Annotated in this window: 1 protein-coding gene; it reads right to left on the bottom strand. The window is 70.0% G+C overall.

The window, feature by feature from the left end:
- Positions 1–165: 165 nt before the first annotated feature.
- Positions 166–370: hypothetical protein (locus QM590_RS25805; protein ID WP_269596914.1), on the bottom strand; the 205-nt coding region annotated here is incomplete at its 5' end.

Raw genomic sequence — 370 nt, forward strand, 5'->3', positions numbered from 1 at the left:
CGCGGCTCATCGGCCCGGTCCAGTCGAAGTGGAACGGCCAGTCGGCATCACCGGGGTCGGGTGCAGACTTCTGTCCGCGATGGTCACCGGCACCAGTGCTGGGACCGACACGATCGCCGCGGGTATCACCGTTCCATGAACCGTCGCCGGCACCGGCACTCTCACTCACCTGGTGACCGCCATCAGCGCCAGCCGCGGGAGGCGTTTCGGTATCGCCGGTCCGTGAGACGTCGCCGGCAACAGCACCGCTCCCGACGTAGTGCCCGCCGTCAGTGCCAGCCACGGGAGGCGTTTCGGTATCGCCGGTCCGTGAGACGTCGCCGGCACCCGCGCCGCTCCCGCTGACGCGACGACCGTTGCCACGATCGGG

This window comes from Rhodococcus sp. IEGM 1372 (genome assembly GCF_030056835.1).
In the GTDB taxonomy this organism is placed as follows: Bacteria; Actinomycetota; Actinomycetes; order Mycobacteriales; family Mycobacteriaceae; genus Rhodococcoides.